16 protein-coding genes are annotated in these 20,630 nt (G+C 63.7%); 9 read left to right on the forward strand and 7 right to left on the reverse strand.

Annotated elements, in window-relative coordinates:
- Positions 1-33: 33 nt before the first annotated feature.
- The gene (locus tag ACNA1V_RS00425; protein ID WP_415831593.1) at positions 34-2,412 is read right to left on the reverse strand and encodes a Tex family protein; all 2,379 of its coding nucleotides are present in this window, start codon (positions 2,410-2,412) and stop codon (positions 34-36) included.
- A gap of 236 nt (positions 2,413-2,648) precedes the next feature.
- On the opposite strand from ACNA1V_RS00425, the gene ACNA1V_RS00430 reads away from it, so the two are divergent.
- Entirely contained in the window at positions 2,649-4,715 is a 2,067-nt protein-coding gene (locus tag ACNA1V_RS00430) for an ATP-dependent DNA helicase (RefSeq protein ID WP_415831594.1), read from the forward strand.
- A gap of 111 nt (positions 4,716-4,826) precedes the next feature.
- Here ACNA1V_RS00430 and ACNA1V_RS00435 read toward each other — a convergent pair whose 3' ends face one another.
- Positions 4,827-5,606: an outer membrane protein assembly factor BamD gene (locus ACNA1V_RS00435; protein ID WP_415831762.1), complete on the reverse strand. Its 780-nt coding sequence runs from the start codon at positions 5,604-5,606 to the stop codon at positions 4,827-4,829.
- A gap of 122 nt (positions 5,607-5,728) precedes the next feature.
- Between ACNA1V_RS00435 and ACNA1V_RS00440 the strand changes: the two genes are divergently transcribed.
- From ACNA1V_RS00440 to ACNA1V_RS00465, 6 genes are all read left to right on the forward strand, one after another.
- Positions 5,729-6,694 (forward strand): RluA family pseudouridine synthase, encoded by a 966-nt coding sequence (locus ACNA1V_RS00440; RefSeq protein ID WP_415831595.1) that lies wholly within the window; start codon positions 5,729-5,731, stop codon positions 6,692-6,694.
- Entirely contained in the window at positions 6,682-7,449 is a 768-nt protein-coding gene (pgeF, locus tag ACNA1V_RS00445) for a peptidoglycan editing factor PgeF (RefSeq protein WP_415831596.1), read from the forward strand. The genes ACNA1V_RS00440 and pgeF overlap by 13 nt, the downstream gene beginning before the upstream one ends.
- A 161-nt stretch (positions 7,450-7,610) precedes the next feature.
- Positions 7,611-9,170, forward strand: a complete 1,560-nt coding sequence (locus ACNA1V_RS00450; RefSeq protein WP_415831597.1) for a PHA/PHB synthase family protein — start codon at positions 7,611-7,613, stop codon at positions 9,168-9,170.
- 210 nt (positions 9,171-9,380) lie between these two features.
- The gene (phbB, locus tag ACNA1V_RS00455; protein ID WP_415831598.1) at positions 9,381-10,118 is read left to right on the forward strand and encodes an acetoacetyl-CoA reductase; all 738 of its coding nucleotides are present in this window, start codon (positions 9,381-9,383) and stop codon (positions 10,116-10,118) included.
- 65 nt (positions 10,119-10,183) lie between these two features.
- Positions 10,184-10,747, forward strand: coding sequence for a polyhydroxyalkanoate synthesis repressor PhaR (gene phaR / locus ACNA1V_RS00460; protein ID WP_415831599.1), 564 nt, complete (start codon positions 10,184-10,186; stop codon positions 10,745-10,747).
- A 177-nt stretch (positions 10,748-10,924) separates the two neighbouring features.
- Positions 10,925-12,685, forward strand: coding sequence for an amidohydrolase (locus tag ACNA1V_RS00465; protein ID WP_415831600.1), 1,761 nt, complete (start codon positions 10,925-10,927; stop codon positions 12,683-12,685).
- Between the two features lie 68 nt (positions 12,686-12,753).
- Here ACNA1V_RS00465 and fnr read toward each other — a convergent pair whose 3' ends face one another.
- From fnr to ACNA1V_RS00485, 4 genes are all read right to left on the reverse strand, one after another.
- The gene (gene fnr / locus ACNA1V_RS00470; RefSeq protein ID WP_415831601.1) at positions 12,754-13,488 is read right to left on the reverse strand and encodes a fumarate/nitrate reduction transcriptional regulator Fnr; all 735 of its coding nucleotides are present in this window, start codon (positions 13,486-13,488) and stop codon (positions 12,754-12,756) included.
- 195 nt (positions 13,489-13,683) lie between these two features.
- Entirely contained in the window at positions 13,684-15,570 is a 1,887-nt protein-coding gene (locus ACNA1V_RS00475) for a PhoH family protein (protein ID WP_415831602.1), read from the reverse strand.
- Positions 15,571-15,702: 132 nt separating this feature from the next.
- A complete protein-coding gene (locus ACNA1V_RS00480; protein WP_415831603.1) occupies positions 15,703-16,170 on the reverse strand; it encodes a peroxiredoxin in 468 nt (155 codons plus the stop codon).
- On the reverse strand, positions 16,167-16,628 hold the full coding sequence (locus tag ACNA1V_RS00485; protein ID WP_415831604.1) for an Mth938-like domain-containing protein: 462 nt from the start codon (positions 16,626-16,628) through the stop codon (positions 16,167-16,169). Before ACNA1V_RS00485 ends, ACNA1V_RS00480 begins: the two co-directional genes overlap by 4 nt.
- A 508-nt stretch (positions 16,629-17,136) precedes the next feature.
- Here ACNA1V_RS00485 and ACNA1V_RS00490 point away from each other — a divergent pair.
- The gene (locus ACNA1V_RS00490; protein ID WP_415831605.1) at positions 17,137-18,054 is read left to right on the forward strand and encodes an EamA family transporter; all 918 of its coding nucleotides are present in this window, start codon (positions 17,137-17,139) and stop codon (positions 18,052-18,054) included.
- Positions 18,055-18,464: 410 nt separating this feature from the next.
- Positions 18,465-19,229, forward strand: coding sequence for a murein L,D-transpeptidase catalytic domain family protein (locus ACNA1V_RS00495; RefSeq protein WP_415831606.1), 765 nt, complete (start codon positions 18,465-18,467; stop codon positions 19,227-19,229).
- A gap of 64 nt (positions 19,230-19,293) precedes the next feature.
- Here the strand turns inward: ACNA1V_RS00495 and ACNA1V_RS00500 are convergent, their stop codons facing one another.
- Positions 19,294-20,340, reverse strand: coding sequence for a L,D-transpeptidase (locus ACNA1V_RS00500; protein WP_415831607.1), 1,047 nt, complete (start codon positions 20,338-20,340; stop codon positions 19,294-19,296).
- Positions 20,341-20,630 lie beyond the last annotated feature (290 nt).

Below are 20,630 nucleotides of genomic sequence, written 5' to 3' on the forward strand. Positions count from 1 at the left end.
TGGCCTTGGCTGTGTGGCCTAGGTTTGGGACGTTCAGCGCTTCAGCTTGGCCAGGGCTGCTGCCATGGCATTGTTGAAGGGCGCGGCATCGCCACGGCCTTTGCCGCCTTGTCCTGCGGCCGGGCTATTGCTGCGCCGGCCGGCAGGCGCATCGTTGCCGCGGCGTGCGGCAGGCAGTGCATCGTCATTGAGGCGCATGGTCAGGGCGACGCGCTTGCGCGCCGCATCCACTTCCAGCACCTTGACGGTGACCGTCTGGCCGACCCGAACCACATCGCGCGGATCCTTCACGAATTTTTCCGATAGCGCCGAGATATGCACCAGCCCGTCCTGGTGAACGCCGATGTCCACAAATGCGCCGAAGTTCGCCACGTTGGTAATCACGCCTTCCAGCACCATGCCGGGCAACAGGTCATTGAGCGTTTCCACGCCTTCCTTGAATTGCGCGGTCTTGAACTCCGGGCGCGGGTCGCGGCCCGGTTTTTCCAGTTCGGAAAAGATGTCGCGTACCGTGGGCAGGCCGAAGCGCTCATCGGTGAACTCGCTGGGCGACAGGCCTTTGAGCGCTTCCCGCTGGCCGATCACCTGGCGAACGTCTGCCTTGATTTTGTCGAGGATACGGGCCACGACGGGGTAGGCTTCCGGGTGCACCGAAGACGCATCCAGCGGATTGGCGCCATTGGGAATGCGCAGAAAACCGGCCGCCTGCTCGAATGCCTTGTCGCCGAAGCGGGGAACATCCTTGAGCTTGCTGCGCTCGGGGAAGGGGCCGTGCTGGTCGCGATAGGCAACGATATTGCGCGCCACCAGCGCACTCAGGCCCGATACTCGGGTCAGCAGCGCGGCGGATGCCGTGTTCACATCCACGCCCACTGCGTTCACGCAGTCTTCGACGACGGCGTCCAGGGAGCGGGCCAGTTCCCGTTGATTGACGTCATGCTGGTATTGCCCCACGCCGATGGCTTTGGGGTCGATCTTGACCAGTTCCGCCAGCGGATCCTGCAGGCGGCGCGCGATGGAGGCGGCGCCGCGCAGGCTGACGTCCAGGTCGGGGAATTCCAGTGCCGCCAGTTCCGAGGCGGAATAGACCGAGGCGCCGGCTTCAGACACCACGACGCGGGTCAGGCTCAGCTCCGGGTGGCGCGCCATCAGGTCGGCCACGAGCTTTTCCGTTTCGCGCGAGGCAGTGCCATTGCCGATGGCGACGAGTTCAATACCATGGCGTGCAGCCAGCGCCGCCAGTGTGCGCAGCGAGCCTTCCCGGTCGCGGCGCGGCTCGAAGGGATACACCGTGGCCGTTTCCAGCAGTTTGCCGGTGCGGTCGATGGCAGCTACCTTGACGCCGGTGCGGATGCCAGGGTCCAGGCCCAGCACGGCTTTGGGGCCGGCTGGGGCGGCCAGCAGCAGATCCTTGAGGTTGGCGGCAAAGACGCGGATGGCCTCGGCTTCCGCATCTTCGCGCAGGCGGGCGAGCATTTCGCTTTCGAAGGCGGTCAGCAACTTGACGCGCCAGGTCCAGCGGCAAACATCACCGATCCAGCGTTCGCGTGCCGTGGCATCAGCAGCGTAAAGCGAGTCGTTCCAGCCGCAATGATGGGCGATGCGCGACACGCAGGGGTGAGGCAGCAGGGCTTCCTGTTCGGCTTCCAGGCCTACGCGCAGGTCCAGCACACCTTGCTGGCGGCCACGCAGCAAGGCGAGAATGCGGTGCGACGGCAGGCTGCGCAGCGTTTCGTTGAAATCGAACCAGTCGCGGAAGTTGGCGCCTTCGCTTTCCTTGCCTTCCACGACCTTGGCATAAAGCAGGCCGGTGCGCCAGACAAAATCACGCAGGCTGGCCAGCAGGTCGGCGTCTTCGGCATAGCGCTCGGCCAGAATGTCGCGCGCACCGTCCAGCGCGGCCTTGGCGTCGGCAAAACCTGCCTCGGCGTTCAGGTAGCTGGCGGCCAGCGTGGCAGGGTCGGCCGTGGCATCGGCAAGAATGGCATCGACCAGGGCATCCAGCCCGGCTTCGCGGGCGATCTGCGCACGGGTGCGGCGCTTGGGCTTGTAGGGCGCGTACAGGTCTTCCAGCCGTTGCTTGGTATCAGCCTGCGAAATTTCCTGGTGCAGGGCCGGGGTCAGCTTGCCTTGTTCGTGGATGGAAGCGAGGATGGCGCTGCGGCGTTCTTCGAGTTCGCGCAGGTAGGACAAGCGCACTTCGAGGTTGCGCAGCACCGTGTCATCCAGGCCGCCGGTCACTTCCTTGCGGTAGCGGGCGATGAAAGGAACCGTGGCGCCATCGTCGAGCAGGCCGATCGTGGCGGCCACCTGGGCGGCGCGGACGGACAGTTCCGTGGCAAGCTGGGCAATGATGCGCTGCTGGGCCAGTTCGGGCGATTCGGCAACGTAAATGGCGGTCGTGTCAGACATGGAGTACCAGGTAATCTACAGGATGAATCAACAGGACAAGTGGCCGATTTTGCCATAAGTGCCTGGGTCGGCCGTGCGGCAGGCGCTATGATCTTGCATTGGTTTGCGCTGCGGCCCTGGAAATCATGGCCAGGCAGCGCCGATGGGCTGCAGCATCACGCAGCATTGCGCTGCGTGATATAGGCAGCAGATGCCGCGCGGCGGCCGATCATGGCCGCAATTCATACGGAAGGTTCATGCTGGAAACACAGGTGGCGGCGCAGTTTGCCGAGGATGGGGCGCTGGCCCGGGTGCCGGGGTTCCGCCCGCGCGCGGCGCAAGTGGAGCTGGCGCGCGCCATTGCCAGAACATTGAGCAACGGTTCCACGCTGGTGGCCGAAGCCGGTACGGGAACGGGCAAGACCTGGGCCTATCTGGTGCCTGCCCTGCTGGCGGGCGGCAAAGTGCTGATTTCCACCGGTACCCGGACACTGCAGGATCAATTATTCAAGCGCGACCTTCCTCGGGTACGGGCGGCGCTTGCGGTACCCGCTACCGTGGCCCTCCTGAAGGGGCGCGGCAATTATGTCTGCCACTATCACCTGGCCAATCTTGAGCAGGACGACAGGGGCCTGCGCTCGCGCGCAGAAATCAGCCAGCTGCGGCGCATCCGTCTGTTTGCCAACGAAAGCCAGACCGGCGACCGGGCCGACTTGGCAACGGTGCCGGAAACCGCCGAAATCTGGCAGCGCGTCACTTCGACGCATGACAACTGCCTGGGGCAGGAATGCCCGAACGTGCGCGATTGCTTTGTGATCAAGGCGCGTCGCCAGGCGCAGGAAGCCGATATCGTCGTGGTCAATCACGCTTTGTTCATGGCGGATCTGGCCTTGCGGGAAGAAGGCGTGACCGATCTGCTGCCGGAAGCCTCGGCAGTGATTTTTGATGAAGCCCACCAGTTGCCGGATACCGCCACGCGTTTCCTGGGCGATAGCCTGTCCACGCACCAGTTGCTGGATCTGGCGCGCCAGGTGCAGGCAGTGGGGCTGGCCCAGGCGCGCGAATCCTGTCATTGGGCCGAGCTGTGCGGCGCGCTGGAAACGGCGGTGCGTGAATGGCGGTTGAGCTGTGCACCGCTGGAGCAGGTACCGGGCCGCAAGGCCACGCTTGAAAACCTGCTGCGTTTCGGCATAGATGATTTCAGCAGCAGGCTGGAGGCGGTTGGCGATGCCTTGGCGCAAATGGAAGCCGTGCTCAAGGCTTGTGCCGAGCGCCACCCTGATCTGGCGGCGGCGCAACGGACAGTGCAGGGCATGGCTGCGCGGCTGGCGCGCTGGCAAGGCAAGACAGCGCCCGCGGCGGCAGCACCTGCCGCTGGCAGCGCCCCGGATGCCGCTGCCGGGACGGCGTCCGGCGCTGCCGTGCGCTGGGTGGAACTGGGGGCGCATCACTTGCGCATCCAGCGCGCACCGCTATCGGTCAGTGACACTTTTTCGCGCTGCCGGGTGCCTGGGCAGGCCTGGGTCATGACCTCGGCCACGTTATCGGTCTGGGGAGATTTTGCGCACTTCATCGACCAGCTGGGCTTGTCGGGGGCGGATATCGGCTATTGGGAGTCGCCTTTTGATTATGCGTCGCAGGGCCTGCTATTCGTGCCGCGTTCGCTGCCCGAACCGCAGTCGCCCCGGTTTACCGAAGACTTTGTTGCCATGCTGGCCGATGTGCTGGCGGCCAGCGAAGGCGGCGCGCTGGTGTTGTGCACTACTTTGCGGGCCGTGGAACGGATTGCCCAGGCGCTTGAGGTCATCTATGACGAACGCGGCTGGGATTGGCCGCTGATGCGGCAGGGGCAGGGCGCGCGCGGCGAGCTGCTGGAGCGGTTTCGCAAGGAGCCGCGTGCCGTGCTGGTGGGCAGCGCCACCTTCTGGGAAGGCGTGGATGTGCCGGGTGACGCCCTGCGCCTGGTCGCGATCGACAAACTCCCGTTCGCGCCGCCGGACGACCCGGTGGTCGAGGCCAGGGTGCGGGCCTGCCGCGAACGTGGCGGCAATCCTTTCGGGGAATATCAATTGCCGGAAGCCGCGATTGCGCTCAAGCAGGGCGCGGGCCGGCTGATCCGTACCGAGTCGGACTGGGGAGTCTTGATGGTGGCCGATAGCCGGCTGGTGGACAAACCTTATGGCAAGCGTCTGTGGCGCGGATTGCCGCCCTTCAAACGCACCCGCAGCGTCGAGGATGTGAAAGCGTTCTTCCATGAACGCCGTGCAGCCAGGGCGGCGGCAGGCGCCGGTGCTGCGCCGGTGGGAACCAGCCCCCAGGAGTAGGCGACAGCCGCCCCGGCCCGATGGGCAGGCAGGGGCGACGCCGCAATGTCGCTGCCGGGCCGCCTGTGCCCGTCAGCGCATCCTCTGGAATGGTCGCCCGGATACCGGTGATCAGAACCAGCCGATCGGGTTCCACCACGACGGCTTGTCGTCATAGTCGCTGTTCATGACCAGCGTGGCATTGGGGAAGTTGGCCAGCAGCACGCGCTGGGTATCGTCGCGCAGGTCGTTCTGGCCCAGCTTGTCGTAGGCCAGCACCATGAGCTTGAGGGCTTCTTCGGTGGCGGGCGCCCCTTCAAAATCGGTGATGACGGCCTGCGCGCGATTGATGGCGGCCAGATAGGCGGCGCGTTCGAAGTAATAGCGTGCGACGTGTACTTCGTTCATGGCGATGGTATTGACCAGCCATGCCATGCGGTCACGGGCTTCCTGGGCATACTTGCTGTCCGGGTAGCGCGTGATCAGCTCGTTGAAGGCGTCGTACGACTGGCGCAGCCCCTTGGGGTCGCGTTCCGAGGGATCCTGGCCCGTCAGGTTGGCCATGAAAGCGCTGGGCGGCGTGAAGCTGATCAGGCCCTTCAGGTACAGCATGTAATCCGTGCCGGGATGGTTGGGATACTGTTGCTGGAAGCGGTCGATCGTGGCGAGTGCCTGGTCCGGCTCGCTATCGCGCCAGTTGACATAGGCAAGGTCGATCATTGCCTGTTGGGCATAGACGCCGAAGGGGTAGCGGCTTTCCAGGCTGACGAGACGGTTGCGGGCAGCAGTCCAGTTACCCGAGTCGATTTCCGCCTTGGCGTCCTGATAAAGCTGTTCCGCCGTCCAGGTGGCAGTGATGTCGCGTTCGCGGCCGGCAGTGCCGCATGCAGACAGCAGCACGGCCGAGCCCAGGACGATGGGCAGCAGCACGGAGCGGCTGAATGAGCCGCGACGGCGGAAGGAAATGGCAATCTGGCTGATCACGGAATATATCCTTGGTGTTAGCATTCCGGGCTGATTATAAGATCGACACCATGCCTGAACGTACTGATAGCCCGGTTTCTTTGTCAGATGATGACGCTTTGGAGTTGGTTGTGCCGGAATCGTTCCGCGCCGACCGGCTCGACAAGGTCTTGGCCGCGCTGCTTGAAGGGCACTCGCGGGCCCGTCTGCAGGGCTGGATCGAAGCGGGTGCGGTGCGTATCAATGAGAATCCGGCGCCGGCCAAGGTCCGCAGTACGGTCTATCCGGGCGATGTGCTGACGGTCGTGCCGCAGCCGGCGCCCGAAGATAAGGCCTTCGAGCCGGAGGATGTCGCCTTCGAGGTAATGGCCGACAGCCCGGACTGGATTGTCGTCAACAAGCCCGCCGGGCTGGTCACGCATCCCGGCGCGGGCAATTGGCATGGCACCTTGCTCAATGGCCTGCTGTTCCGCTATCCGGAGCTGGCCGCCGTCGCGCGTGCAGGCATTGTGCATCGGCTTGATAAAGATACTTCCGGGCTGCTGGTCGTGGCGCGCAATGAATTGGCCCAGACGCATCTGGTGCGGCAGCTGCAGGCGCGTACCATGGGGCGGGAGTATCTGGCCCTGGTGCATGGCTGGGTGGCGCGGGATGGTATCGTGGACCGCGCCATCGGCCGTGACCGGCGTGTGCCGGTCCGCATGGCGGTGGAGAGCCCGGTGGCGCCGAAGCCAGCGGTGACGCACTATGCGGTAGCGGCGCGCGGAAAAGTCGATGGGCTGCCTGTGACGGCAGTGGTGTGCCGGCTGGAAACGGGCCGCACGCACCAGATACGCGTACATCTCGCCAGCTTGGGACATCCCTTGCTGGCGGATGAAATCTACGGTGGCCGCCGGGTGGGCAGTGCGCAGCGGCAAATGCTGCATGCGCGTGCCCTGCGTTTCGACGATCCGGCAGGCCACGGGCTGCGCCAGTGGCAGGCGCCTGTGCCTGCCGATATGCAGCAAGTCAGGGAGACAATCGCATGGGACGAGTAGATCGGGCGGGCCTGCCGGTAGTGGCGGCGCCGGATTGGCTGGGCGCGGCGGCATTTACGACGACGCGGCAGGGAGGCAGCAGCCTGGCGCCCTTCGAGAGCCTGAATCTGGGTGCATTGGCAGGCGATGATGCCGAGGCCGTGGTGCGCAACCGCAATCGCCTGGCGGCGGCGCTGCCGGGCGCACCGGTGTGGTTGCGGCAGGTACACGGTATTCGTGTCTATGATGCCGACGGCCCGCCGCTGGGCGACGGAGAGGAGCCCGAGGCCGACGCCGTTGTGACGGCCCAGGCGCGTCGTGTGCTGGCGATTCTGACGGCGGATTGTCTGCCGGTGGTCATTGCCGAGGCGCATGGCAAGGCACTGGGCGCGGCCCATGCCGGTTGGCGCGGTCTGGCAGCAGGCGTACTGGAGGCCACGCTGGACGCCCTGCGGCAGAAATGTCCCGATCCGGTCGGGTGGCGCGCCTGGATCGGTCCCGCCATCGGCCCGTCTGTTTTCGAGGTCGGCGAAGAAGTCAGGCAGGCGTTTGTCAGTGTCGATGCGGTTGCGGCCGAAGCCTTTCAGCCGCGTCCCGGGGTGCCGGGGAAATGGCTGGCGAATCTTCCCGCGCTGGCCGAACGCCGCCTGCGCCTGGCTGGCGTCGAAGTCGTTGCGCAAAGCGGTGAATGCACCTTCAGTGACGCGCAGGCATTTTTTTCTTATCGGCGCGACGGCATGACCGGCCGTTTGGCGACCTTGGCCTGGTTGCCCTGAGTCGGGCGGCAGCGCTATGTTGCGCTGCCGCATTGACAGCCCAGGCGGGCGCAGGCAACATCAGAAAAGCAGCAAGAAGATAGGGAGAGGATGTGGGCGGACCAAAGGCAGCAGCGTCAGATTCAGTACCGGTTTTCTGTCCGCCCGAGGCGTGGCAGCTTATGCAGCAGGAATTTACAGCTGCCTACCAGCAATTGCTGCAAGCCTGGCAGACGGGGGCATTGCCGTCCCTGCGGGACAGGCGTTTCAGCGCGCCGGCCTGGGCCGAAAGCCAGCAACACCTGTTGCTGGCGCATTTGCATGTCCTGGCAGAGCAGACCCTGACCCGCATGGCGCGTACGGTCGATCTGTCCGACGAGGCGCGCGAACGCCTGGAATTCAGCCTGATGCAGTGGCTGGAAGCCAGTGCGCCGTCGAATTTCCTGGCGCTCAATCCGGATGTGATCCGTCGTGCCAGTGAAAGCGCGGGCGCCAGCCTGACCCGAGGCATGGAGAACCTGCTCGCGGATGTGCGGCGTGGCCGCATGTTGCAAAGCGATGAGAGCGTATTCGAACTGGGGCGCAATCTGGGTGTCAGCCCGGGGTCCGTGGTTTATGAAAATGCCTTGTTCCAGTTGATCCAGTACGATCCGCTCACCCCCAAGGTGTTTTCGCGGCCGCTGGTCATCGTGCCGCCTTGCATCAATAAGTTTTACATCCTGGATTTGCGTCCGGAGAATTCCCTGGTGCGGCATGCAGTTGAAGCCGGGCATACCGTATTCATGGTGTCCTGGCGCAACCCGCAGCCGGACGATGCTGATGCCGATACCATGGCGCAGGCCAGCTGGGATGACTATGTCGAGGACGGCGTCTTGCGTGCGCTGGCGGTGGCGGCGGATATCACCCGCCAGCCCCAGGTCAATGCGCTGGGCTTTTGTATCGGCGGCACCCTGCTGGGCGCGGCGCTGGCCGTGGCTGCGGCACGCGGCGAGCAACCGGTGGCGGCGCTCACCTTGCTGACGACCATGCTGGATTTCCGCGACGTCGGGGTATTGAAGGTCTTTGTCGATGAGGCCCATGCAGCGTTGCGCGATGCCTCGCTGGGGCAAGGCGGTTTGCTGCGGGCGACCGAACTGTCCACGACTTTCGCCTTCTTGCGGCCGCGTGAACTGGTCTGGTCGTACTTCGTGTCGAACTACCTGAAAGGCGATACACCGCCGCCGTTCGACCTGCTGTACTGGAATGCGGACGGCACCAATCTGCCCGGCCCATTCTTCACCTGGTATTTCCGCCAGGCTTACCTGGAAAACCGTTTGTGCATTCCGGGGGCGCTGGAGGTTTGCGGCGAGTCGCTGGATCTGGGGCTGGTCGATGTGCCGACCTATGTGTATGCCTCGCGCGATGATCACATCGTGCCCTGGAAAACCGCCTACGCCAGTCTTGAGCTGCTGCGCGGGCCTACCCGTTTTGTTTTGGGCTCGTCGGGCCATATTGCCGGTGTCGTCAACCCGCCAGCCGGCAGCCGCCGGCAGCACTGGATCCTTGAAGACGGCCAGCATGACGATCCGGACGCCTGGCTGCAAGCCGCCCAGCAGCATGTGGGCAGCTGGTGGCCCGATTGGCTGGCTTGGCTGGCGCCGCACGGAGGACGCGAGCGTCGGGCGCCGCAGAAGCCCGGTAACGCCCGTTATCAGCCCCTGGAGCCGGCGCCCGGCCGCTATGTAGGCGTCAAGGCTGAATAATAAGCAGCGCTGAATACGCAGCACCGCCCTGGAACCGGCCATGGCCGTCGTGCGGCACGACCGCCATGGGTGTCGGCCGGGGCGGCGTCTGCCGGCGCCGTCTGAGGGCGGGGCAATGCAAATACCGATACCGCCAGGGCCGGTTTTCCGGCAAGATGGCCCGCATGGGGCGCGTGTTGCGATAAAGATGGGAATAAGAGGAGACACAAAATGAGTCAGAAAATTGCTTATGTCACGGGTGGAATGGGTGGAATTGGAACGGCAATCTGCCGTCGCCTCGCACGTGACGGCTATATCGTGGTGGCCGGTTGCGGCCCCAGCCGGGATTGGCGCCAGTGGCTGGACGAGCAGGAGGCCGATGGCTTCCAGTTCCACGCGTCAGTGGGTAATGTGGCCGACTGGGATTCGACTGTCGCGGCGTTTGAGAAAATTCGTGCTGAACTGGGGCCGGTCAATGTGCTGGTGAACAATGCCGGGATCACGCGCGATGGCGTCTTTCGCAAGCTCAGCCGCGAGGATTGGATGGCAGTCATCAACACCAATCTGAACAGCCTGTTTAACGTGACCAAGCAGGTGATTGAGGACATGGTGGGCAGCGGCTGGGGTCGTATCATCAATATCAGCTCGGTCAATGGCCAGAAGGGCCAGTTCGGCCAGACCAACTATTCCACGGCCAAAGCCGGTCTCCATGGGTTCACCATGGCGCTGGCCCAGGAAGTGGCCAACAAGGGGGTAACGGTGAATACGGTTTCCCCCGGCTATATCGGTACCGAAATGGTGCGCGCCATACGTTCCGACGTGCTGGAAAAGATCGTTGGAACCATTCCTGTGCGCCGCCTGGGAACACCGGAAGAGATTGCTTCCATTGTTTCCTGGATTGCCTCGCCTGATGCAGGTTTTGCCACCGGGGCGGATTTCTCCGTCAATGGTGGCCTGCACATGGGGTGAGGAAACCGCCGTCCGGCGCCCGCCATTCGGGGCGCCGCTGCAAATGAAGTTTTATCAGGATTGCCATGACTCAAGCCAAGCCAGCCGAGGCGGCGCAACGCCTCATCAAGAAATACCCCAATCGCCGTCTGTACGACACGCGAACCAGTACCTACATCACCCTGGCTGACGTCAAGCAATTGGTCATTGCCAGCGAGCCGTTCCTGGTCGTCGATGCCAAGACCGGCGAAGACCTGACGCGCAGCATCCTGCTGCAGATCATCCTGGAAGAAGAGAGCGGCGGCATGCCGATGTTCTCGGCGCCGGTGCTGGCGCAGATCATCCGTTTCTATGGTCACGCGATGCAGGGCATCATGGGTTCGTACCTGGAAAAGAACCTGCAGGCATTCATGGAAATCCAGGAACGGATGGCCGAACAGTCGCAAGGCTTGTACGGCAAGCAGTTCGGCCCCGAAGTCTGGGCGCAGTTCATGAACGTGCAGGCGCCCATGGTGCAGAGCATGATGAACAACTACATAGAACAGAGCAAGAATCTGTTCGTGCAGATGCAGGGCCAGATGCAGGATCAGGCACGCAACCTGTTTTCCACTTTTCCGTTTCCGCCGGGCGGCAAGGACGAGCAGCGCTAGCCTGGAGCGCGAGCACAGAGAAAACGGGCAAGGATGGAAAAAGGCAGCGCATGGACGCCGCCTTTTTCCATTGTCCCATTGCGCCATGCTTCCGGTCGGTCAGGGCGGGCCAAGCCCGAGCCGGTGGCCGGCCTGGGCATCATCCTGGCAGTAAGCCGTTCGCAACAGGAGTCATCCATGGCTATTGTGAAAACGTCGTGCCTGTCAGTCTGGGCGGGGGTTCTGGCAGGGGCATTGGCCGGCTTGTCGATGACGGTTCAGGCCGCACCCGACGCCATTTTCATCAATGCCCAGGTGTTTACCGCGGACGAGGCGCAGCCTGCAGCGCAGGCATTTGCGGTCGAGGATGGGCGCATCCTGGCCATTGGCGGGCAGGATGCGGTGCTGGCCTATCGGGGGCCGCAGACTCAGGTGATAGACCTGGAGGGCAAGCGGGTTTTGCCAGGGCTCATAGATGCGCATACCCATGCGGTGATCGGAGGTCTGGCCGCGTTGTCGCCGAACCTGGAGGACGAGGCGTTGGCGTTGCCCGAGCTTGTCCGGCGGGTGCAGGCGTGGCGCGCCGCCGCAGGCGGCAAAGCGGGCGAACCGCTGGTGGTGTTTGGCGTGAATCCCGATGCCTGGGCTGACCCTCAGCGTCTGTCTGCCGCGTTCGACGGCCCTGGCTGGGAGGGGCAAGCCCTGTTGCTGATGGGGTCTGATCTGCATACAGCCTGGGCCAATCGCGCCATGCGGGCCCAGGCAGGCATCAATCGGGACTATGCGCAGCGCCTGACGGCGGCGCAACGGCATACCGTGGGGCTGGGGCCGGAGGGTGAGCCTGACGGCATCCTGGTGGATGCCGGCGTGGATTTGGCAACGCTGCAGTTGCCGCGGCCGGACGCCGCGCAGTTGCTGGCGGCAGCAAGGTTTGCCGTGCAGGCCAACAATCGCTATGGCATTACGGCCTGGATGGACCCGGCTGCCAATGCCGGCCCGGGCGAGGCCTTGTTTTCGCGTGCGCCAGGCAGTACGGGCACGGGTATTCTGCCTGCATATCGCGCCCTGGCCGAAGCGGGGGAGCTGACCGCCCATGTGGCAGCCCTGCTGGTTGTCAGCCCGTTCAGCGATGCGGAAGATCTGGATCGGCTGGCAGAGGTGCGGCAGCAGTTCCTGGGGATCCCTAACCTGAGCCTGCCAGGAATCAAGATATTTGCCGATGGCGTGCTGGAGTATCCGGCGCAAAGCGCCGCCCTGCTAGGCCAGTATGGCAATTCAGGCATGCGCGGCGAGATGTTGCTGAGCCGTGATGGCTTGCAGGCACTGGTGGATGCGGCGGATGCGCGCGGTTGGCTGGTGCATATCCACGCGCTGGGCGACCGAGCCGTGCGTGAATCGTTGGATGCCTTCGAGTGCGCCCGCCAGCGGCGGGAGAGCGGCATATCGCACTCCATCACGCATCTGCAATTGGTGGATCCGACGGATTATCCCCGTTTTGCGCGCCTGGGCGTGATCGCTGTGATGCAGCTGCATTGGGCCGAGATGGACAATTACCTGCTGGATCTGGTCAAGCCCTATCTGAGCGAGCAGGCGTTCATGGGGCAGTATCCGGCCCGCTCTCTGCAAACGCAGGGGGCCGTCATTGCGGGTGCCAGCGATTGGCCGATTTCAACGGCCAACCCCTGGGAAGCCATGCACCATGCAATGACGCGCCTGGGGCCCGAGGGGGGCTTGAACCCGGCCGAGCGCATGGATGCCAGCAGCATGCTGCTGGCCTATACCCGGCATGCCGCGCAGGCCATCGGCCAGGCTGAGCAGATCGGATCATTGGCCGCGGGCAAACAGGCAGACTTTATTGTCCTGGACAGGGATGTGCTGGCGGTCGATGCCGCAGCCTTGAAAGAGACCCAGGTGCTGGCCACTTATTTTGCCGGCCGAAAGATATATGAAGCGCCATAGCGCCATATAGGGCCGGCTATGTCGGGCAAGAGGGCAGAACCCTGGCCGGCGAGCCGGGGCTGCCGCGTTCAGGCGGCGTCTTTTTCTTTTTCGATCAGCTTGTGCAGCTTCTCTTTGTCGAGCAGTTGCACCTGGCGCTGATTGACGCGGATCAGCTCTTCGCGGGCAAAACGTGAAAACAGCCGGCTGACGGTTTCCAGGGTGAGCCCCAGGTAATTGCCGATTTCCTCACGGCTCATGCGCATGACGAACTCGGTGGAGGAGTAGCCCAGCGCCGAGAGACGGGTGGAAAGATTCAGCAGGAATGCCGCCAGACGCTGTTCGGCACGCATGGATCCCAAGGCCATCAGCATCTGGTGCGACCGCGAAATTTCGCGGCTCATCAGGCGCAGGATCTGTTGCTGCAGGCTGGGCAGGTGGCGTGCAAGATTGTCCAGGTCTTCCAGGTGGATGACGCAGACTTCGGCATCTTCCAGGGCGACGGCATTGGAGACATGGTGGCCTTCTACCATGCCATCGAGGCCGACAATTTCACCGGGAAGGTGAAAGCCGGTGATCTGGAATTGCCCCTGGGCATTTTCGATCTGGGTCTTGAGGGTACCGATGCGGACGCTGTAGATCGCCGTCAAGGGTTCGTGCAGCGTGTAGAGCGGCTGGCCTTTTTCGATGCGCAGGCGCTCCTTGATCAGGCCATCGAGTTTGGCGACGTCGTGGGTATTCATGCCAATCGGCAGGCAGACATGCCCCAGCATGCAACTGGAACAGTGCACGGCTTCAGAGGGCAGGAGGACTCGTTTGGCCATGGATGGGTGTGAATTCCGTGAGAGAGGCGGCAGCAGGCATACCGTAAGACCCGGGCAGAGCATCGAACAAACGTTTGAAATTTGCCCGGAATCTGTCCGATGATTTCAAAGGATTGTAATTGACTTTGCTCAATAAGACGCAAAATGGCCGGCTACCCCTGGTTTCAGGGCTAGCCGGCCATGGTGTTGCCAGGCTTAGAGGACGTCGCCGGCGTAGTCCGCCAGGCGCGAGCGTTCGCCGCGTTGCAGGGTGATATGGCCGGCGTGCGGCCAGCCTTTGAAGCGATCCACCACGTAGGTCAGGCCGGAGCTGCCTTCGGTCAGGTACGGGGTGTCGATCTGGGCGATATTGCCCAGGCAGACGACCTTGGTTCCCGGTCCGGCGCGGGTGACCAGGGTTTTCATCTGCTTGGGCGTCAGGTTTTGCGCTTCGTCGATGATCAGGTACTTATTGAGGAAAGTGCGGCCGCGCATGAAGTTGAGCGACTTGACCTTGATGTGCGAACGGATCAGGTCCAGCGTGGCATTCTGGTTCCAGTCGCCGCCGTTGGTGCCGCTGGTCGAGTGCAGGACTTCCAGGTTGTCGTCCAGCGCGCCCATCCAGGGCTGCATCTTTTCTTCTTCCGTGCCGGGCAGGAAACCGATGTCATCGCCCACGGGCACGGTGATGCGCGTCATGATGATCTCGGTATAGCGCTTGGTTTCCAGCACCTGGGCCAGGCCGGCGGCCAGCGCCAGCAGGGTCTTGCCGGTGCCTGCCTGGCCCAGCAGCGACACAAAGTCGCAATCGGGGTCCATCAGCAGGTTCAGGGCGAAATTCTGTTCACGGTTGCGGGCCGTAATGCCCCAGACGTTGTTCTTGCCGTGGGAGTGGTCGCGCAGCGTTGCGAGGACGGCAGTCTTGCCGCTGACTTCTTTGACGCGGGCATGCAGCGGCAGGGCGCCATCCAGGAACACGAACTGATTCACCGTGAACTGGCTGCACAGCGGGCCATGGATGCGGTAATACGTCGTGCCGCCCTGTTGCCAGGATTCGATGTCCTTGCCGTGCTTGTTCCAGAAGTTTTCCGGTAACTGCAGCAGGCCGGTATAGAGCAGGTCGGAGTCTTCCAGCACCTGGTCATTGAAGTAGTCTTCCGCATACATGCCCAGCGCACGCGCCTTCAGGCGCATGTTGACGTCCTTGGAGACGAGGACGACGGGCTGTTCCGGACGGCTGTCCTGCAAGGCTTTGAGCACGCCCAGGATCTGGTTGTCTGCCTTGGCGACCGGCAAGGAGGGCGGCAAGGCGCCTTCCATGGCGGTGGTCTGGATCAACAGCTTGCCGCTGGCATCCTTGTTGCCCAGGGCGCTGAGCGCCATGCCCTGCGTGATGTCGGGGGTGACATCCATCAGCGCATCCAGCGAGCGGCTGACCTGCCGGGCGTTGCGGGCGACTTCCGACATGCCCTTCTTGTGATGGTCCAGTTCCTCCAGCGTCATCATCGGCAGATAGACGTCGTGCTCCTGGAAGCGGAACAGGCTGCTGGGGTCGTGCAGCAGGACGTTGGTATCCAGAACGAACAGTTTGCGCGGGTCGTTGGCAACATGGCGGCCGCGGCGGCGCGAACGGGTGGGTGCGGCCGCCACAGGCACTGCAGGCGCGCTGCTGGCAGGCACAGGAACCAGCGGCGCGACCGGCGCCTGCGGCACATCGGATTCCACGGCTGCGGCGGCGGGGGGCGCAACCTGGCGTGCCGCCTGCTTGCGGCCGGGCCTGGCGGGTGCCTTGGGCGCCTCGGGCGCTGCTGACGCAGCCTGCGCCGGCTGGCTTGCCGGTACGCTGTCTGCGGTCTGTCGGGCGGAGACCGCAGGGGGGGCAGCAGAGGGCGTCGGGACGGCGGGCGGCGTCGCCCGCACTGCGGTAGCCGTCTGGGAAACCGGTGCGGTGGCACTGGCTTCCTGGGCCTCCGTGGCGACTGCAGCGAGAGGAGCGAGCGCGGCGACGGGCTCCGCCTTGCGAGGGGCTGGCCGATAGGCCGGTGCCTTGGCAGGGGCGTCAAGAATCGTGGCGGGACGGACTGGCAGCTTGGGAAGAGGCATGAACAGTTGGCTCCGGAAAAGGCGCGCTGGGAAACGTTCTAAGGAACACGGTAGTGTCTAGCCTGGCGCAGGCAGTCAGGGTACCGGCGGTACGGTGCTGACGGCATGGCGCAGGCCCGGTCGGCAGCAGGCTCAGCCTATGCTTTGCGCTGCCTGGAGAACTTCATGGATATGTCCGGGGACCTTGACGCCGCGCCAGGCCTGCACAAGCTTGCCGGTGGCGTCGATCAGGAAGGTGCTGCGTTCAATACCGCGTACCTGGCGGCCGTACATGTTCTTCATCTTGATGACGCCGAACAGGTTGCACAGGGTCTCGTCAGGATCGGAAATCAGTGGAAAGGGCAGTTCGTGCTTGCCGGCAAAGTTTTCGTGCGAGCGCAGGCTGTCGCGCGAGACGCCAAATACCAGGCAGCCGGCCTTGATGAAGGCGGCATAGTCGTTGCGGAAGTCGCAGCTTTCCGTGGTACAGCCTGGCGTATTGTCTTTGGGGTAGAAATACAGCACCACGGCGCGGCCCGCGCATTCAGCGAGGCTGATGGGGCCGATGGTGCTTTCCGCGACAAAAGACGGAACGGGATGACCGATCTGGATCTGGCTCATGCTTGCTGGTCTCCGGTAGGAAGCAGCGCGACGACAACGCGCCGGCCTTCTGCCATCAAAATATTGTAGGTGCGTGCGGCCGCCTGGGTGCCCATGACTTCTACGCCGACGCCGGCGCGCAGCAGCGGCAGCAGCAAGGCATGCGCGAGCAGGCGCTGGCGCATGCCGGTGCCGATCAACAGCACTTCGGGGGAATACGGCGAGCGCCGGGGGACGGCATCTTGTTCCGGCTCATCGAGAAAGGCGAGGGGGTTGGCGGCCGGGTCTTCCAGCCTGGCGGCCTGGCGCAGATGAGGAGCGGCAATCTCTTCCGGACGCGAAACCGGCCAGTGGCCAATTTCGCCTTCGGGGCCGAAAACAACCGCATGGGTGTAGCGCACCTGGTTGATTTCTATGTAGTCATCGCCGTAGGCCGTGACCGTGTTGAGGGAAGTGGCGGGATCGGAATGCAGTTTCAAGCAAGGACTCCGTAGAGGGCGTCGCCAGGCCGGGGAAAGGAAGGTGGCCCAGCGGTACAGCGCCCGGTGTCATTCTTGTTCTGATAATAGCGCAAACCCGAGCCCGGGTTCGGCAATCCGTGCGCAGCAAAGAGGGTCTGGCGGTCCCGCCGGGATCATGGCCGGGCGCAGCGGCGAGCCCAGCGGTTTGTACACATTGTGTCATGTCGGGGTGGAGCTGTCCGGGCATGGGCGTATCATCCCATCGCGTTGATTCTCGTTTCGCACACTCCGGCGGCCCGCATCCCGGTGGCCTTTGCGGCGCTCCGGCGCCCGGATGGCCTCGCATTGAGCCAGCGTTGATGGTTTCTGCCGCTTATCTGACGGCCATCATCTGCTGCGCCTGGGCGGCCATGGCTGGTCTGGGCTGCCATGGGCAGTTTTCCCACCGTTTTTACGACGGTTTTTTGGCGGTTTTTTTGGCGGTTTTTCGCCTGGGCCGCTCTTCTTTCTGACCTGCATTTTTTTCTTGTCTTTGCATATGGAACTCGCCTGGCTCTGGATTCCCGCCACGATCGCTGCTGCCGCCTTTCAGGCTGGCCGGAATGCGGCGCAACGCAGCCTGACCGGCACCCTGGGCACGCTGGGGGCCACGCAGGTGCGTTTTCTGTTCGGTTTTCCTTTTGCGCTATTGTTCCTGGCAGTCGTGCTGGCCTGGGAAGGGCATCCCGCGCCGGGTGTGAACACGGCGTTTCTGGGCTACATCCTGGCGGGCGCCATCACGCAGATTGCCGCGACGGCGCTGATGCTGGCAGCCATGAAAGAGCGTTCTTTCGTCACGGTGACGGCCTGGATCAAGACCGAACCTATTCAGGTCGCCTTGTTCGGCATGGCGGTGCTGGGCGATCCGATGTCCTGGCTGGGCATGGGCGCCATTTTGCTGGCATCGGTCGGCGTGGTGCTGATGTCGCGGATCTCGGCGGGTGCCATGGCGGGCGGCGGTTCCTGGCGGCCGATTTTCCTGGGCCTGTTTTCGGGGTCCATGTTTGCCATCTCGGTCGTTTTCTTTCGAGGCGCCATTCTGCAGATCGGCTCGGGTTCCTTTGTCCTGGATTCCACCTGGGCCCTGGTTTGGTCACTCGGCATCCAGGTATTGCTGCTGATGGCCTGGATGCTGCTGTTTGACCGCAAGCTGCTGGTGGCCTGCGCTCGGGCATGGCTGCCGTCCATTCCTGGCGGTTTTCTGGGGGCATCCGCGTCGCAGTGCTGGTTTCTGGCATTTGCCTTGACCAGCGCCGCCAATGTGCGAACCCTGGGTTTGATCGAAGTGCTGTTCGCGCAGATGATTTCGCGCAGCTTCTTCGCGCAGACCCCCACCCGGCGCGAGACGGTCGGTATCGTGCTGATTGTGGCCGGGGTGGCCTTGCTGGTGAGCCAGGCAAGCTGAGTCCCGCCAGGCGCCGGGATAAAGGCCGGGGCAGCGACCGAGGCAGGGTTCATGTCCCGGGGGGGGCAACTCTGGCGCAACCCAGGTTCAACCCCGGCGCAATTCAGGCGCCGGCCACGCGAAAATGTAAAAAGTCCGGCGGCGTGACATCCCTGATGGAAGTAGGGGATTTATCGTCCGTCCCTTGCAGTACACTCGTTTGATGGATTGCGGTCGTTCAGGGTTCCTGGCGGTCTGGCTGGCCTCATGGGGGTAGCCGGGTGCAGTGGGCAGAACCTGATGGCTGGCCATGATGGCTGGCTTTGCCGCTGGTCTGCGGGCCCTTGCAGGGCCTGATCACGCGAGGGTGTGCTTGCTGCCTGCATGGCCGCTTGGCACGGTGTTTTTGTTTTTGCTTGGCGCAGGTTCCGATGAATCAGCCTATATTCAATGGTAAGGGCCGCCGGGCCGCATTACGTGGCATGGCGGGCATGTTGGGGGCATTGGCGCTGCCGGCCTGGGCCGCGCGGCGCGGTGAAGAAGCCGCGCTGTCGCGTCTGGCGGGTGTCAGCGCCAGTGCCGATGCCAGGCTGATGGCCGCTGCGCTATCGGCACAGGCGCCGGGCCTGTCGAGCCAGGCTTTGGTGTTGGCCGTGCAGGCGCTGGAGAATGCGCGCCGTGAGTCCATGTTGAAGGTGGCGCCGCGATCCTTGGCCGTCATAGATTTCAGCCTGCCATCGACGCAGAAACGCTTGTGGATCTTCGATCTGGAAAGCAAGGCCTTGCTGTTCGAGGAGTGGGTGGCCCATGGCCGCAAGACGGGCGACAACATGGCCGAGCATTTCTCCAATATCCATGAAAGCCATATGTCCAGCCTGGGCGCGTTCCAGGCGGGCGCCACCTATACTGGCAGGAACGGATATTCCCTGCGCCTGCATGGCCTGGAACCCGGCTTCAATGATCAGGCTTTCGCGCGCGCCATCGTCATTCATGGGGCGCCGTATGTCAGCCAGAACATCATCCGGGCTCAGGGCCGCCTGGGCCGCAGCTGGGGGTGCCCGGCAGTGCGCAACGAAGTGGCGCGGCCCTTGATCAATACCTTGGCTGACAATGCTTTTCTGTTCAGTTTCTATCCTGACCGCCAATGGCTGAGCCAGTCGGCGCTGGTGGGCGGCCGGGTGCGCTGGCTGGCCTGAATCTGCGCCCCAGGCCAGCCTTGGGCAGGCCTGGGGCAGGTGACGTGTCGCGGTGCGTGGGCCGTCAGTAATCCGATTCCAGGATACGGGCAGCAGGTGCAGCGCCGGGCGCCATCGGTTCCGGGCGGATGGCAGGTAGGCTGGTCACCAGAATGGTGGTGCCGGGCTTCAGCACGCCATAGAGCTGGTGCATGAATTCAGGCGGGGCCTTGATGCCATCCTCCAGCGTGCTCAATTCCGGCGGATTGCCCAGCAGGGCGTAGCTGGTCCAGTGGTGGCGCGGGAGTTGCGGATCCAGCGGGCTGGGTTCATCGAGCATTTCATCGCCCATGACCAGCAGCAGCGTGCCGTCGAAACGAGCTTCCGGCGAGGCGACCAGTGGCGCAGCGCCAATGACGATGCCATCGCGCAGGACATAGACGCGCTGTTCCGCCAGACTGGCCAGAATGCTGACCGGGCCGTCTTCCGGTGCGAGGCCGGGATCCCAGAACTCCCCGCTTTCAAAACTGGCAACCAGGGCGGCTGGCAACTGTGTCGGGTCGCTGGCGACGGGCGCCAGCAAGGCGGGAAAGGCGACGGCAGCCGGGTTCACCTTGGCATCGCTGACCACGACGGTATCGCCGCGCCGCGTTTCGGCGAAGAGTTTTTGCGCGAATTTCTGCGGCAGGCGGACGCAGCCATGCGATGCGGGGTAGCCGGGCAGGGAGCCGCCATGCAGGGCGATGCCATCCCAGGTCAGGCGCTGCATGTAAGGCATGGGCGCATTGTTGTAGAGATTGGAGCGGTGATCCTTGGATTTCTGCAGGATTGTGAAAACGCCCGTGGGGGTTTCGTGTCCTTCCTTGCCTGAACTGATGGTAGAGGCTGCAATGGCAATGCCATTGCGATAGACATACAGGCGTTGTTCATCCAGGCTGACCAGGACGATCAGCGGGCCGGCCGGTGCGATTTCCGGGTGCCAGTAAAAGTCGCCCGGGCGCAGCTGCGGTTTGCCCGCAGGCTGGGTTCCGGTGCTGGGCGCGGCAGCGAAAACGCTGGCAGGCAACAGCGATACCAGGCCAAGCGCAGCGGCTTGGGCGAGAAGTCGGCGGCGGTGCGGTATTTTGTCCATGGCAGCAAGCCTAGCATGATGAAAAGGGATGTTGGAGGCCGGTCTGTATCAGACTATGATGCCGGGCCGCGACACTACGGCCCGGGTTTGTGCCCTGGCGGGCCGGAACGCGGCGGGTTCATTTGCCGCGCAGGCGTCCATGCGCTAGATTAATGGATTCGGCATGCGCGGCATCGTAAAATCCGTCATCCGGTTTCTTTCCCGATTTTGCCGCTAACTTCCGTGTCCATGCGCCGTTCCCGCCGGATTCCAGGGAACGCCTGGTCGTCGGCCTGCCTGGTTGTGATCCG

The sequence above is a fragment of the Kerstersia similis genome, assembly GCF_965139615.1.
Taxonomy (GTDB): domain Bacteria; phylum Pseudomonadota; class Gammaproteobacteria; order Burkholderiales; family Burkholderiaceae_B; genus Kerstersia; species Kerstersia similis.